Source organism: Virgibacillus sp. JSM 102003 (assembly GCF_041949995.1).
GTDB lineage: Bacteria > Bacillota > Bacilli > Bacillales > Amphibacillaceae > Lentibacillus.
On the sequence record NZ_JBHFQH010000014.1, the window covers coordinates 76,214 to 91,736 of the forward strand.

The following is a 15,523-nucleotide window of genomic DNA, read 5'->3' on the forward strand; positions in this document are numbered from 1 at the left end:
GTAAACCTCCTGAAAAGCTAACGTTCGTAGCACATTTTAACCTACCATGGTTTTTATTTTTTCGATAATTCCTTTGATTATTTCGGAAATTCCACCCGACTGACCGCTAACTGCAGTTGACACAATTCCCAAAATCATAATTAATAATGCAGCTATACCTAACCACTCCAATGATTGTGCACCTTTCTCATTATTCAATCGCTGTGTTGCATTTACATAAAGTTCTGTTAACTTTTCCATGATAATACCTCTCCTTTTTATTTTTAATTTATTCTATTGAATAATGGGTCTCGCTATTATTCATTTTTTCATTGAAATAAATCAAACAGATTACTGTTTTGACTGAACATATTCATAATCATCAGTCCGCCGATTAGTACTAGCGCAGAAGGTAAAACAACAAAAGTAGTGATTAATGTAACTTTTGGTGAAGCTTTTGCTGCCTTTTGTTTAATTAATTCTTTCTTTAACTTTCGCATTTCTAATGATTGCTGATGAAATGTTTTTGAAATAGGGATCCCCAATTTTTCCCCCTGAATTAAAGCTTTAATTAAAATTTGAAATTCTTTACTTGTATTTCTTTCTAATAACATCCTGTATGCTGATGCCCTTTGAACTCCGACCTGAACTTCTTGTATAAACCGGCCAAACTCTTCTTTAACTGGACCCTCAAAATAAGGAATAATATCTTTTAAAGCTTGATCCAAGCTGACTCCGGCTTTTAACGTCACACTCATCGTGTCTAGAAAATCCGGTAATTGATAGGTCAATTCTTCCTGACGGTTTTTAGCTTTTGATTTTATCCAGAAAATCACGCCTAGGTATCCAATAATCGGATAAATAATAACGGTAAGCTCAGAAAAAGGAAATCTTAGTATCAGTGCTACCCCACCAATAATCAATCCAATAATCATAAAGAATATCTTCAGCCCGTGAAACCTTTCAGTTGTTAACTGATAAGGGTGACCAGATTCTGTTAGCCACTTATTAACATCGTGATCTTCGCTGTAAAAATTAATTCTCTGTCCTATTCCAGAGAAATCATCAGCATATTGGAAAATTTTTGTAATTACTTTCTCCTTACGGGTTTGTTTCTCTGCAAAAATATCTTCAATATAATGTTCATCTCTTGCTTTTTTCTTAAGGTCACTCTTATAAATAGTATATTCATAGCAATATTTAAGACCTAATCCAATGAAAAAGAGAGTGAGTATTATTAACAACACGATTAATCCATCCATCTGCTCACACCCTTATATTGGTTACTTTTCGCACTAACCAAAATGTTAGAACAGTACCAGTTATAAAAAATAGTAGTAAAATCATCCCAATCCCCGTGAATAAAGGATCTAAAAAACCATCTATAATATTATTCATCATTAAAACAAGAAATATCGGTATAATGGGAACTAAAATCGCAACATAACGCTGCTCGGCTGTCATTGTTTTAATCTCTTGTTTTAATAACTTTCTATCATCTAATGTTTGACTCATTTCTTCCAGAATAGAGGAAATATTTCCACCAGCTTTTTTCTGAATGAGTATTGTTGCAACAAAGAGATTAAATTCTTTATTATCAATTCGTGATTCCATCTTCTTAATGGCCAGTTCAAAAGATATACCCAATGACAATTCATGTGCCAAGCGTTTGAATTCCGTCTTGGCAGGAGTGGAAATCTCTTGTGCTACCATTTGAATACCTTGATTTAATGTCATTCCTGATCGGGTGGAATTTGCTAAAATCCTGCATATCTCAGGCAGCTGATCTACTAATCTTTCATGCATTTTATTTTTACGAACTGCAAACAGGACACGTTTACCGCCTTCCAGTAAAATTAATGCTATGAACACACTTAATAGTAGTTTTATGCTGAACATATTCATTAATAATAAAATAATTCCCATTAAAGATACGAACTGCGTTGCGATAAATTCAGAAGGTGTAAGTGGAATATTTGCTTGCTTTAATTTTTCGAACATTGGCTGGGCCATGTCAGATTGATCATATCTGTCTCCTATTAAAACAATAAAACTTTTTCGTTCTAGATCTGGTTTATAAAAATGCTCTGCATTCTTACGCCAGTTGCGTTTTGTTCTTCGGTAATCTAACCAGTAGGCAAGGAAAAAGATAAAACACAATGCCGCTAGTATAGCAAAAATAGAGGGAATCATAGATGAACCTCCTCTTCAATGGGATAAAAGAGAGATTCAGGGGTATCATTACCAAAGATATTTAATCTGTCTAAACACTTAGGAACATATCCTGTTGGTGTATAATAACCTTCTATATCCCCTTTTTCTGTCATATTAGTACGTTTAAATATAAAAATATCTTTTATCTGATGCTCTCCATTTTCATTTTGAATTACTTCTGAAATCGCTACGATTCTTCTTGTACCATCTGTTAGCCGTGTAACTTGAATGATAATATCAAGCGCTCCAACAATGTATTCACGGATAGTTCTGGGTGACAATTCTAAACCCGCCATTACAACCATAGCTTCTATACGCCTTAGTGCATCATCTGTTGAGTTAGCATGCACTGTAGTAATAGATCCTTCATGACCGGTATTCATTGCTTGTAACATATCAAAGGCTTCTCCACTTCGAACCTCACCCACGATAATTCTATCTGGACGCATTCTTAGCGCATTTCGAACAAGTTGCCGAATTGTTATTTCTCCTTGCCCTTCTACGTTTTCTAATCTTGATTCCATACCAATGACATTTGGCCGGTCTAGTTTGAGTTCTGCAGAATCTTCAATCGTTATAACTCTCTCACCATGAGGTATATCTGCAGATAGCACATTAAGCAATGTTGTTTTACCTGAACCTGTACCACCAGAAATTAATGTATTTAATTTTGATTTAGTCACCGCTTGTAAAAACGTAGCCATTTTTTCATCTAGTGTATGAAATTGCAACATGTCATCCATTTGAAAAGGATCTTTACGGAACTTACGAATTGAAACAAGTGTTCCATCCAAGCTAACGGGCGGGATAACAGCATTCACACGACTCCCATCTGGTAATCTAGCATCTACCATTGGTGAGCTTTCATCAATTCTCCTGCCAATCGGTGCTACAATTCGATCTACAACATGTCTGACATGGTCATCATCACGAAAAGTGATATTACTTAACTCCAATTTCCCAAATCGCTCTATATAAATTTCATCATGCCCATTGATTAATATCTCTGTTATAGATTCATCTGCAATTAGAGGCTCTAATGGCCCGAAACCAACAGATTCATCTAAGATTCGACTAATCAGCAGATTTTTATCTTGCCTTTGAATAATCACTTTTTCCTCTGACATAAATTGAGAGACTAATTGTTCGATTTTTAATCTCATCTCACCCTGATTCAAATTTGTCAAAGCTTCTAAATTGGTATCACGTAACAAGCGGTTTTTGTAATGCTCAACCAACCCTTCAATATATTGGTTTTGATCGTGACTCATTGGTTTAGTCTTTGCTGTTTGATTTGTACGTCGATTGAATAACGAAGCCATTACAATCACCCCCTTAACTTAAAACGGACTTCGCAAATTTGCGGATATCTTTTGAAAATGGAATGAGCTTTTCCTTTTGTGCTTTTCGGACAGGCTTTCCTTCATTTATAAATGACTGCAGCCTTTTATAATCTCTTCTTATACTGGCGGAAATAGGATAACGCACCAAATCTTTAATATCCTTTTCCTTTAGCTCCGTTTCTTTCGATACATTATTAAGAATGATTTCCATACTTGATTTTAAATCTATTCCTAGTTGCTTACTTAATTCTTCAAAATGTTTTAAAACTTTAAGAGAAGGAGTGTCGGGTTGTAAAACATAATAAATTTTATCTGCCTCCTCAATTGCGGTCACAGTATTTGCGTCTATAAAGGATGGTAAATCGACAATACAAAAATCAAACGAGCGTCTGCAGGCACGTAATAAACGGCTTATGAAATTTCCATCAATGGTTTCCGCTGCCCCTGCATCAGTGGGGCTAATTAATACTTCCAACTGCGAATGTTGCTCTGTTTGGGATACATTCCTAATATGATTTTCATTTAATTCATTAATTACGGGTTGGAGGTCAGTAAGGGATCGGTTTGTTTCAAGAGTCATTATCGTTTCTATACCTCCAAATTGAACATTTAAATCGATTAAAATCACTTCTGCTGCCGATTCAAGTTTTATCGTTTGAGCAAATGTAGAGGAAATCACCGTTTTACCCGTACCGCCTTTACCACTGTAAAACGCTTGAATCTGACCTCTCCCTTGCCCAAATACCACCCCTTTTTTCCGTTCTGTATTGGTTTTTAGTTTGTAGTTTTTTTGCATCGTTGGAAAACGACTAATAAATAGACTTAGCTCGTCAGGTAATATAAAGAATTCCTCTGCACCAGCTCGCATAACACTTCGCAGTAAACCAATATCTGAATGTGTTGCTAAGTAAATAACATATGTAGGTGAATAAATGGATTTAACATATTGTACCTGTTCCACTATATAATCACTATTTGTTTGAATAAAAATCACAAAGTCTCTTGTTTGCCGATTCACTTCACGGGATACATCATTTGGTCCAATTACCGTAACGTTATTCTCTTCCCGATCAATTGCATTAAGTACTTGATTTGTAATTGATTCTTCTTCACTGACAATTAAAATATCTAACTGCTCACTCATTATTTATCTCCTCGAATTCTTTCTTTATCTTGAGGGAATCTTTATTCTTTTTCTTTATTTTTCTTTTCCCCATCTTTTTTGTTTTTTTCCATAGCACCATCTTTGGTCTCTTTCTCATTCGATGCTTCCTTATTTGACGCTTCCTCGTTTTTTACTTGTTCTTCTTCTTTTAATTCTTTATTTTCCTTTTCCATCGGTTTCGCTTTACCAACATTTGCTTTCAATATTCGAATATATTCTGCGTAATTTTGTTGATGTATTAACCTTTCAGCGTTTTCCGTAGATAACTCCACAGCGATTCCAGAAAAGTCATCTTCTGAAGCATCCGAATAAACCACTGGTACATCAGTCAAAAAAGTATGTGTTTCTTCATCTGAGGAAACGATTATGTCCACACGATCTAACACATCAATCACTTGATCAAACTGAACATTTTCCTTTCGGTTAATAGAAACTAGTCTATGATTCTCATCTCGCAGATTGGAAACAGGTTTTATCATACTTTCAGTTATAATATCCCCTTTACTTAAAGGAACAACAGAGACACGGTTTTCTACCTTTGAAAAATCGGTTATATGGGAATCTGTAACAAATTTATTTGGTATTTCCATTACCGATAATTGACTTTCCTTTAAAGGGACTCTCGGAAGTATTTCATCTTTTGCAACATAAATTTCTGTCATCCCTCCCAATTCTGCATTTAGTTCTTTAACTTTCTCATATACCAGGTACCCTGCAGCTATAGCTAGGATAAAAGCTAATATAAAAAATATTCCGGCTCTTTTCTTTGATTCTATCATTTGTGTTTCTCCTTATCCTCAATAAAAAATTCACAAAATGTTAAAAATCACCTAATATCAGTGCTGGTACAAATCAATAAATGTTATTGATTTCCCCTAGATTACGTAAACATAGTACAGCTTATTAAACCTACATGATTTACAAAATATAACATGTCAATCAAGTTACACTGGTGTTTACTTACTATACGCTAGACGTAAGACTGACAAACCGATTTTTATAAAATTATGATTATATTGTATCAAGTTATATTTACTACTACTAACTATACAAAATTGACAAGCATTCCAGTCGGTATTTGGTATTATTCGAAAAAAACTTTATATCATATGGAATACATAAGTATTTTTAAATTGAATTCTATAACCTTAGCCTCATAATTGTTTGCTGCTTCTTCTGTCTGAACTCTTTTTTAAGTTATGATATTGCCATTCAATTCATGATTATCCAGAAATGAATCTCACCTTACTAATTAACCAGTTTGCTTTTACAAATGAATAATCATTAATACCCACAATCCCCCTATCTATCACGTTCTTTATTTCTGTCCACCAGCCAAAATGATTCAAAACATACTTATACACTCATACGATTGCATAAATATATTCTATGTCTATTTTGTGACGAATTCAGGAATTTTCAGTATAGTTATATGTAACCAAAAATTGTAATCAAAAGCAACTCTTGGTTATGGTTTTCGATCAAAACATGACTAAAGACTCATCATCAACATACAATTAGAAATAACTAGGAATATTTATCTATTTTTAAAAATTATTAAACTATTGACATTTACCTTAATATCGGAATAAATTCAGAAAAAATTATAGTAAAATCGTTTTTTTGGATTAAATTAACATGAAATTTTTCTACTAAGTTGCAGAAATTAAATAAAGAAAGGGTGATGTTGCGTGTCAAAGAAGGATAAGAAGAAGTATAGTAATTTTTCAAATGTAAATAACCAGAAGAACTTAATACCTGAAGAATTTCCTGAAGGACCTTTTGGATCTGCTATTAATGATGAGGAACCAGTCTTTAGTAAGTCAACACCATGGGAAAAGGGTCAACGCCGTCAGAGTGCGTTTGTTTATCCAGACAAAGAGCAACATGAAGACTTGCCACGACAAACACCTGGTGCACATCCTATTCATGATGAACCAGGTGATGTTCGTCCAGAAGAAGAAAAGCAGTAGTTCTTTTTTGAACTACTGCTTTTTAATCGATTTTTTTTATAATAAAATAGGCACAGCCAAAATTACAGTACTCGTACAAATAGTCATCCAACGTACTTATTTTCGTATCGAATGCAGCTTTTGAGTTTTGGTCATCATAAAAGCCCTTAAGTCGAAGCTGCTCATATCCCCAATCCCCAACTATAAAGTCATACTTTGACAATATGTCTGAAAATCGTTCATTAAATTTTTCCTCTTGGAAAGCGTCTTTAATATTTTCTATAATTTCGTATTTTTTCCCTTGAATTTCGATCAATTAAGTCACCCCACTTGTGCTGAGTATAGTTTATCACATCCAAGCAAGGAACAACCACCAATTTTTACAATAATTTGGTGAATGATTTCTTCACAATACAACAAACTAAGGTTATGTGAAATTACTTTAGGAGGAGAACTATGAACAAGAAAACTTTTCTATCTTTTTTTATAATTGTAACTATCGTACTTACAGGCTGTGGTGATACAGAAAACACTTCGGAAGAACGGGATCAGATGACCAATGAACTGGATCCTGCTCAAGAAAATCAACCTGCCAATCCTGACGGTAATAACAAATTAGGTTATGTACGATACACGAAGGATCAACTAAATAATGATCCTGAAAAAAATCATTCCGTCACAATCGACCGAACGAAGATGGCTAATATGATAACCCGGATAATATTACGAAATGATGGTTTTGAAGAAGTTGCTACTCTTGTAACTGATGAAAAAGTGCTTATCGCGTATTCAAAAAGTGAGGAAATGGACTCCATGAAAGCAGCAGATATGGCCAAAAAATCAGCTGTTTCTGTAATGCCTGGGTATTTCGAAATTTATGTATCTGAAAACGAGCTACTAATGCAGGATATTCAGAGTCTCCATAATTCAAGTGTTCAAGATAATAATTATGATAATACAATAAACCGGATAATTAAAGAGATGAAAAAATCACCACAAGGGATGGACGGCTAAACAACTGCTGATATTAGAGAACTAAGGAGGTGAAACGTCTATGTCGGTGAAACTTTATACGCTTCTGTTACCAATTTTAATAATTGGATTATACTGCGGAGGACAGGAGATACTGGCAGAAGAGCAGTTATATGATGAACGTATGGCATTATACAAAAAAACTGAGGCATTGACGCAAGTCCCCTGGTATTATATAGCAGCAATTGATCAGTATGAACGGAATAGCAAGAAAGATGATTCCAAAGAAAGAGTAGTATCAATAGAAATTCCAAATGAACTCTGGTACGGTCTTGGAAATAGTTCCTTGATTAAAAATGAAGATATTATACAATTTTTTCACGGAAATGGAAAAGACGGAAATGGAGATAATAAGGCTGATCCAAAACAGCCTGAAGATGTACTGTATACGATGGCTAATATAATATTGAAATACGGACCAGCTAAGGATGAAGTTAAGATTGCACTATGGAATTACTATAAACGGGACCTTACTGTTCAAACTATCATGAATACAGCAAAAGTATTCCGAAAATTTAAGAGTATTAACCTGACAGATCGGGATTTCCCTGTTTCACTGAATTATAACTACAGTTACCGAAGTACATGGGGAAACAGGCGTGGATTTGGTGGCTTGAGAATCCATGAGGGTACAGATATTTTTGCCGGATATGGAACTCCTGTTAAATCCACAACATACGGCGTTGTTGAATTAAAAGGCTGGAATTTATATGGAGGATGGAGAATAGGTATTCGGGATATATATAACATTTATCACTACTATGGACACTTAAGTGGATATGATGATGATATTAAAGTGGGGCAAGTAGTGCAACCTGGAGATGTTCTTGGTAGTGTCGGTTCTACTGGATATGGACCACCCGGAACCTCAGGTAAATTTCCGCCACATTTACATTATGGAATGTATAAAGACAACGGTTATAGTGAATTCTCATTTGATCCATTTCCGTACTTACGTAAATGGGAGAAAATGGCGAAAGATAAGAACTAATAAAAGAGCCTTTACCGCAATAAGGTAAAGGCTCTTAATACATTTATTTACTTACTATTTGGACTTTTTAACAGCGTTTGTGATACTTGCTGCTAATCCTCCCCAAATAATTACCATACCAAGGATCATAACGAATATTGCTCCACCACTCATTTAGTTACCCTCCCCAGTTTTCTTTACTTCTTCTTCTGCAGCTTCTGAGGATTTCCATTTCGTTAATGCTAACAAGACACCAATCACTAATGCACCAGCAGCAACGAACCATCCTCCAAACAGGATAAACGTATCTGAATAGTTACCATAGTTACCAGATTCCGTTTCAAATAGTTTCAGCAGGTTCTGCTTAAACAAGCCGTACATAGTATATCCGAGTACAACTGGTGTAATAACACTTAAACTTAGTGTCCACCACCAGCCAAGCTTAATATCTGAAATTTCATTTGCATGTTCCTTGAAATCTCCTAGTTTACGCAAGAACCATGCTATTACTACTACCTCGACAAGACCAACGAAGGCTACACCAAACTGGTTAATAAAGTAATCAGCAGCATCCAGGAAGCTTAAACCGCCCTGTGTTGCAAATAATAATGAAATTACAGCCGCAGTTCCACCACCGAATAATACTGCCTTTGAACGTGATATCTTGAATTTATCCACTAAACCAGCAACATATGTTTCGGTAATTGACATAAGTGACGATAGGCCAGCAAGCACCAGCGAAGCGAAAAACAGGAATCCAAATAGCTCATTTAGTGCAGGGAATTCATTTATAATTGCCGGGAAAACGACAAATGCTAATCCAACCCCACCAGAAACAACTTCATCTACTGCTACTCCTTGTTGATTCGCCATAAAACCTAAGACTCCAAATACACCAATACCAGCTAGTAACTCGAAACTGGAGTTACCGAAACCAACAATGAAAGCATTATTTGTTAAATCCGTTTTCTTCGGTAAATAACTTGAATACGTAATCATAATCGCGAAAGCAATAGATAAACTGAAGAATATTTGCCCGTAAGCAGCTACCCAAACATCCGGATCTCCAATTTTACTAAAATCAGGTGCAAAGAATGCCTCAAGACCATCAATTGCTCCAGGTAAAGTAATTGCACGAATTACAATAATAAGAAAAATAATTACCAATGCTGGTATAAAAATTCGGTTTGCAATCTCAATACCCTTTTTAACACCTTTGAACAGGATACCTAGTACGACTGCCCATACAATGATTAAAGGAATTAACACTCCTGGAACGAAACTGCCTGTCTGACCAGGGTCAACAGTTAGGTTCAAATAATCGGTAAATAGGAACGCCTCTGTGTCTGAACCCCAATTCAAGTTAAATGAGAATACTGAATAAGATATAGCCCAGGCAATAATAACAGAATAATAAGTGGATATGACGAAGGCAACTAACACTGCCCACCAACCAATAAATTCTGTTCCTTTACTCATTTTCTTGTAAGTTAACGGGGCAGACCCACGGTATTTGTGACCCATGGTAAATTCCATAATTAAGATTGGAATACCTGCTGTTAATAAAGCAATTAGGTATGGTATAAAAAACGCACCACCACCACTTTCATACGCTGTTGCTGGGAATCGCCAAATATTTCCCAGACCAATTGCGGAACCAACAGCAGCAAAGATAAAACCTGCTCTTGTCCCCCATTGAGAACGATTTTCCATTTAAAGACCTCCCCTTTTTCCTTCCTTCTTACATCCTAAGTATATGTATTGGAGTAACAAGGAATGTTTACAATCTTTATTTTATTCTGATATTGATGTTTGTATTATAACGGTACTTTTAGACTATGTCAAAGTAATATACAAATTTTCTGTATTCGCTTTATTTTCGTTAAATAAAATTCTCTACTACAATACGGGAAAAGGCCATCACAAAGTATTTTAATACTTAACGTGATGACCGATTTCACCTGAATTTACTATGTTCTTTTATTGATAAACTGGATAATAAATCCAACCAAAACTACTACAATTAATGCAGCTAACAGTGCAAGAATTACCTGATTGGTTATACCAATTATTAAATACCCTATAGCTGAAGCAAATGCTGCGATAAGCGCATAGGGAAGCTGTGTCAGAACGTGATCAATGTGGTTACTGCCAGCACCTGTGGATGATAATATGGTCGTATCTGAAATTGGCGTACAGTGATCACCAAAGACAGCCCCTGCCAATACGGCCGATAGTGCTGGAAGCAACATAGAAACGTCTGTTATAACTGCAACTTCCGCTGCAATTGGCAGCATAATCCCAAATGTTCCCCACGATGTACCTGTCGCTAATGCCATCAGGCCTGCAATAATAAAGAACAACAGTGGCAAAAATGCTGAACTGATTGAAGCATCGCTAACAATCTGTGCTAGATATTGACCTGTTTCCAGCGTCCCAATTACAGAACCAATCATCCAGGCCAGCAGCAATATATAAATTGCAGGAAGCATTGTTTTGATACCCTCGAACAGAACTTTTCCCCAATTAGCTTTAGGTTGTCTTTGCTGGAGATGGAATACCAATGCAGTTAATACTGACGCAACTCCTCCAACAAATAATGAAAGGTTAACATTCGTATTTGCAAAGGTTGATAAAATCGTAACCTCAGCTCCACTTGCATTCATACCTGTTAAAACCATTGCCGTAACAGTAGCAACAATTAAAACACCAATAGGAACTAATAAATGGTAAATTCTTCCCTGTTCATGTGGTTCAAAAGCGTCACCAAGATCTCCCGGAACGTTATTTTCACCTGGTTTAAGCAACTTCCCTTCCGTTTTAGCCCGATCTTCATGTATACGCATTGCCCCAATATCGATTTTAAGAAATGCTACTAAAAATACCAGAATTACTGCTGAAAGTGCATAAAAGTTAAGCGGGATCATCGTAATAAACGCTTCAAGCGGCTGAATATTAGTTATTTCATTTGCAGTAAAAAGCCCGCCAATAATACCAATAATATAAGCGCCCCAGCTTGAAATAGGCGAAATAACAGTCACGGGCGCAGATGTCGAATCAATAAAGTATGCAAGCTTTGCCCGTGAAATTTTATGCCTGTCTGTTAATGGTCTTGCAATTTGCCCAACAGCGAGACTATTGAAGTAATCATCTATAAAAATAATTAGCCCCATAATTGCTGTCATTACTTGGGCACCGTTACGTGTCCTAACCCTATTTATCATCCAGTCTCCAAAGGCTCTGCTTCCTCCAGATGCTGTTAAAAATGCTGTCAGCATCCCTAGAAGTAATAAAAAACTCAATAAATAAATATTACCAATGTTAACCGAACCATCTAAAATAAAAATATTATAAAAGATTATACCTATTTCCTGAATAGAGTCAATTACTCCAAAATCATGAATAAATAAGGCTCCGACAATTATTCCTGCCCCTAGTGACAGCAATACTTTCCTCGTTAGTAAAACAAGTACTAACATAATAATTGCTGGAATGATTGAAAAAATTGTTCCTTCCATGTTCCTCTTCCTCCATTTCTTTGATGAAGTGCATGATGGCAAAGATCCGATGTGAGTATATTAGCATATCGCCAGAAATTACTAGCAAAAGCCTTTGTTATACTGTTATATCTCCTTAAAGTAAGGCTATTTTCATAAGTTTTGTTGCTTTGTTATCTTCGCAATCGATATAAACTGCAAACTAGTTGGGTGCAGTAAAACCGCTACGGAAATACACTTCGCGCACCTAGGGCGGCTGATGAGCCCTCTTCATGCTGACGCACTCAGATGTCTCATCTAGGCCTATCCTTCCCCAGGAGTCTAAGTGTATTCCTGCGCTAGGATTTGCTCATAATAACTTGATAAAATAACAAAATATACATTGTGATGGTTAAAAAGTAAAAATTTTCAAACCATTTAAACTAGCAGCTAGAATATGCGAGACTCCTGTGGGAAGAACAAGCTAGGCGAGACCCCGCAGGCGAGGTACGAGCTGAGGAGGCTCGGCACTTGCCCATGGAAAGGGAGCATATTCCAGCTGCGTGGTTAGAGAAACTTACAAATTTCACTCGTTCACAGTTTATATCAACTACGTTATGATTCCATTACTTTGATAAAGCACTCAAACTTTTAAAAAACAACCTAAAGAAAAAAAGACGCAAAAAAGCAATGATAGAAAATAACCTACCATTGCATATACAGTATACGTTATCCTCCATTTCGATCAGTAGTTCTCCATGCACTAAGTATTAGCATGGCAGTATATTTTTTATTCAAAAACATACCAGCAATAATGACTTGACTATCATTACGCTTCGGCAAAAAACCCTTTCATCAGTCGTCATTGATGTCAATCTCTAACTGACTACTTATATTTTTTGCACCTCTACCTCACCGATCTGATAAGGTTAGCCATATTTATTTTTCCTAAAATATTATATCAGTTTATTCTTCATCCTTCAAGGAGTCTTTTGGAATTGATATTGTTGGATTACCTGTTCCACCACTGCTAAAGAACTCAGGTACATCTCCCATGATAACTCGTTTATCAATATAAATTTTATTTTGTACCTCTGTCACATCTGTCGTAAAAGGTACAATTATCTGTACATCCGCTTCGACCATAATATAAATAGTCAGCACTGTTCCATTAAGCCCAATAGGCTGTTGCTCTGTAATGACATCTGTACGGACTGCTCCAGTAAGTTGAAGGTTCACTGGAACTCTCGGCCCTAAATTAGCAAGCACAGTATTACCGGTTGCCTGACCGATAGGGATCTCAACGACTGTAGGGTCTTTTTTGGGAAGATCTCCTGCGCTCCCATCGTATTCAGGAGTTTCATGAAGTGATTCTTCATATGTAGGCTGTCTGCCTTCATTCATACTGATAAAAAATTCCTCAACACGGTCAGTCGCAACTCGATTAATTTCACTAATCACCGATTGATTCCATCCAACGGTTGTTATATTTCCTTCATTATCTTCCGTCATTGATATTATATCCTCAAACCTGTAATCCTCCGCAAATCTCACTGCCGAGTTTATCGCTCTGGTTCCGAATTCTGTTGTTTTATTTTCAGCAATTCTCATTAATGGGTCTTTTATTCCCTGATCAATTATCCATATACTCAAGCCAACCATAACACTAAACAATACCGTAGTTATGACCATAATATTTTTCACGGGAGGTGGTGTCCGTGGGTTCCTTTTTCTCCTGATGATGGGCTGTTTCAACATAAAAACCCCCTTATAAAACAACTTATGCTTGTTTTAAGGAGGTTAGAATTTAATATTATTGATTTATGATTCCAGATTGCACGACGTAATTGTTACATTTAATATTGATGCCAGATCGATTTCATATGGCTCAACTTCCTTAGCGTTCTCCTGAAAAATTCTAATAATAGGGCGATCACACAGGTGTCTGTTCTGTTTTGAAACAATACCATTTCTGCCGTCACTTAATTTAACAGTGAGTCCGTTCGGATATACAGCAACACTTTTCTTGAATGCTTCGACCATTTCTTTATCAAATAAATTAATTGCACCAGCATATAACACCTCTAAGCCTTCGTGCGGCAGCTTCGCATCCCGATATACTCGATTACTTGTAACAGCATCGAAAACATCAGCAACACTGATAAGTTTGGCATACTTATGCATTTGATCTCCCTTAATACCACGCGGGTAACCGGACCCATCCAAACGTTCATGGTGCTGGTAAGCGCAGTGTGCTACTAATAAAGGTAGATCCAATTGCTTTCTTAAAAAGTCAAATCCGAGTTGAGTATGTTCTTTTATAACTTGAAACTCCTCAGTGTTCAAAGCTTCAGGTTTCTGTAAAATTTTCTGATCGATGAACACTTTACCAATATCATGCAGCATTGCACCAGTACCAATTTCTGATAATTCCTTTTCAGAAAGACCCAATTCAATTCCTATTGCAATGGAGTAAATCGTTACATTAATAGAGTGCTGAAATATGTAATCATCCGTCACAAAAATATCGGCAAGCAATGATACGGTATCTGAATTGCTTTGCATCTGATCCATTATCTGCTGAATGATATCGGTCAGTTTTTTTTCCTGTTTATTTAATATGTGTGAATTATTCATAAATCCTTCCTGTCTCATCTCTGAGAAGGTTTCCTTTATTGTATTGGATGCCTCCACCCGTAATTCCTCTGAGATAGGAGATTCAATATCAATATCATCCGTTAATTCATCTTTTATGTAAACATATGTTATACCTTGATTAAGCAGTCGCCTGATAACTCTCTGTGTTAAGTCTAAATCTCTATGTATTAACACTTGACCATTATCATTGTATATAGTTTGACCAAGCGTTGTGCCAGGTTCAATAGAATTTGTGCTTACAAGTCTCATAAATGAACTCCCTACTTTAGCTTGTCTAACATTATTCGTTGAAATTCGACATACACTCATTAAAATAATACCAAAGAATGCCCGGAATTGCTATAAAAATTAAAAATATGCCTTCCGCTTTGGAAGACATATCGTTAGGATATTTTGTCTAAGGCTTCCTTACCTATCATTCCTGATTCCCAGCCATATACTTTCGAGGCATCGGTAATCTTCTCCAGTGGTGCATTCAATAATTCATCAATGGTTTTGACACCTACTGCACGCCCCGCTATTACTTTTCTGTCCGCCAGCACATTGTTTAATAAATCTACATCCAAAGCACCGCACATAATGTAACCTACCTCGTTGGAAATCATTAATAAGTTCGTTTTAGGCAGTTCTACCGTAATCGCAGTAAAGAACATACCGTTCACTTCCAAAGGATTTACAGTAATCATTTAACGTTTATTCCTCCCTCATAATGTACACGATATCTTATGCACTGA

The 15,523-nt window shown here is 36.1% G+C and carries 16 protein-coding genes and 1 riboswitch; of the genes, 3 read left to right on the forward strand and 13 right to left on the reverse strand.

Annotated features, from left to right (window positions below; translation table 11 throughout):
- Positions 1-36 precede the first annotated feature (36 nt).
- The 6 genes from ACE1TG_RS15200 to cpaB all read right to left on the reverse strand — a co-directional run bounded on the left by ACE1TG_RS15200 (position 37) and on the right by cpaB (position 5,480).
- Entirely contained in the window at positions 37-240 is a 204-nt protein-coding gene (locus ACE1TG_RS15200; protein WP_375053258.1) for a hypothetical protein, read from the reverse strand.
- 68 nt (positions 241-308) lie between these two features.
- The gene (locus ACE1TG_RS15205; protein ID WP_375053259.1) at positions 309-1,241 is read right to left on the reverse strand and encodes a type II secretion system F family protein; all 933 of its coding nucleotides are present in this window, start codon (positions 1,239-1,241) and stop codon (positions 309-311) included.
- Between the two features lie 4 nt (positions 1,242-1,245).
- On the reverse strand, positions 1,246-2,172 hold the full coding sequence (locus ACE1TG_RS15210) for a type II secretion system F family protein (protein ID WP_375053260.1): 927 nt from the start codon (positions 2,170-2,172) through the stop codon (positions 1,246-1,248).
- Entirely contained in the window at positions 2,169-3,515 is a 1,347-nt protein-coding gene (locus ACE1TG_RS15215) for a TadA family conjugal transfer-associated ATPase (protein WP_375053261.1), read from the reverse strand. Before ACE1TG_RS15215 ends, ACE1TG_RS15210 begins: the two co-directional genes overlap by 4 nt.
- A gap of 13 nt (positions 3,516-3,528) precedes the next feature.
- Positions 3,529-4,680 carry a CpaE/TadZ family protein gene (locus tag ACE1TG_RS15220; protein ID WP_375053262.1) on the reverse strand — a complete coding sequence of 384 codons (1,152 nt, stop codon included), beginning with the start codon at positions 4,678-4,680 and terminating at the stop codon, positions 3,529-3,531.
- A 41-nt stretch (positions 4,681-4,721) separates the two neighbouring features.
- On the reverse strand, positions 4,722-5,480 hold the full coding sequence (cpaB, locus tag ACE1TG_RS15225) for a Flp pilus assembly protein CpaB (protein ID WP_375053263.1): 759 nt from the start codon (positions 5,478-5,480) through the stop codon (positions 4,722-4,724).
- Between the two features lie 912 nt (positions 5,481-6,392).
- Here cpaB and ACE1TG_RS15230 point away from each other — a divergent pair.
- The gene (locus ACE1TG_RS15230) at positions 6,393-6,674 is read left to right on the forward strand and encodes a hypothetical protein (protein ID WP_375053264.1); all 282 of its coding nucleotides are present in this window, start codon (positions 6,393-6,395) and stop codon (positions 6,672-6,674) included.
- A gap of 22 nt (positions 6,675-6,696) precedes the next feature.
- On the opposite strand, the gene ACE1TG_RS15235 is transcribed toward ACE1TG_RS15230, so the two are convergent.
- Positions 6,697-6,969 (reverse strand): YutD family protein, encoded by a 273-nt coding sequence (locus ACE1TG_RS15235; RefSeq protein WP_209481556.1) that lies wholly within the window; start codon positions 6,967-6,969, stop codon positions 6,697-6,699.
- A 140-nt stretch (positions 6,970-7,109) separates the two neighbouring features.
- Between ACE1TG_RS15235 and ACE1TG_RS15240 the strand changes: the two genes are divergently transcribed.
- Together ACE1TG_RS15240 and ACE1TG_RS15245 are read left to right on the forward strand one after the other, a co-directional pair.
- Positions 7,110-7,667 (forward strand): YhcN/YlaJ family sporulation lipoprotein, encoded by a 558-nt coding sequence (locus ACE1TG_RS15240; protein WP_375053265.1) that lies wholly within the window; start codon positions 7,110-7,112, stop codon positions 7,665-7,667.
- A 40-nt stretch (positions 7,668-7,707) separates the two neighbouring features.
- A complete protein-coding gene (locus ACE1TG_RS15245) occupies positions 7,708-8,676 on the forward strand; it encodes a M23 family metallopeptidase (protein WP_375053266.1) in 969 nt (322 codons plus the stop codon).
- A gap of 54 nt (positions 8,677-8,730) precedes the next feature.
- Here the strand turns inward: ACE1TG_RS15245 and ACE1TG_RS15250 are convergent, their stop codons facing one another.
- From ACE1TG_RS15250 to ACE1TG_RS15275, 6 genes are all read right to left on the reverse strand, one after another.
- Positions 8,731-8,829, reverse strand: coding sequence for a methionine/alanine import family NSS transporter small subunit (locus ACE1TG_RS15250; RefSeq protein WP_375053267.1), 99 nt, complete (start codon positions 8,827-8,829; stop codon positions 8,731-8,733).
- Positions 8,830-10,368, reverse strand: a complete 1,539-nt coding sequence (locus ACE1TG_RS15255) for a sodium-dependent transporter (RefSeq protein WP_375053268.1) — start codon at positions 10,366-10,368, stop codon at positions 8,830-8,832.
- A gap of 257 nt (positions 10,369-10,625) precedes the next feature.
- Positions 10,626-12,173 carry a Na+/H+ antiporter NhaC family protein gene (locus ACE1TG_RS15260; RefSeq protein WP_375053269.1) on the reverse strand — a complete coding sequence of 516 codons (1,548 nt, stop codon included), beginning with the start codon at positions 12,171-12,173 and terminating at the stop codon, positions 10,626-10,628.
- A gap of 699 nt (positions 12,174-12,872) precedes the next feature.
- Positions 12,873-13,049, reverse strand: a riboswitch (Lysine riboswitch).
- Between the two features lie 48 nt (positions 13,050-13,097).
- Positions 13,098-13,889, reverse strand: a complete 792-nt coding sequence (yunB, locus tag ACE1TG_RS15265; protein ID WP_375053270.1) for a sporulation protein YunB — start codon at positions 13,887-13,889, stop codon at positions 13,098-13,100.
- Positions 13,890-13,952: 63 nt separating this feature from the next.
- Complete coding sequence (locus ACE1TG_RS15270; RefSeq protein ID WP_375053272.1) at positions 13,953-15,038, reverse strand: HD-GYP domain-containing protein; 1,086 nt, start codon at positions 15,036-15,038, stop codon at positions 13,953-13,955.
- 134 nt (positions 15,039-15,172) lie between these two features.
- Positions 15,173-15,475, reverse strand: a complete 303-nt coding sequence (locus ACE1TG_RS15275; protein WP_092492101.1) for a YunC family protein — start codon at positions 15,473-15,475, stop codon at positions 15,173-15,175.
- Between the last annotated feature and the right edge of the window lie 48 nt (positions 15,476-15,523).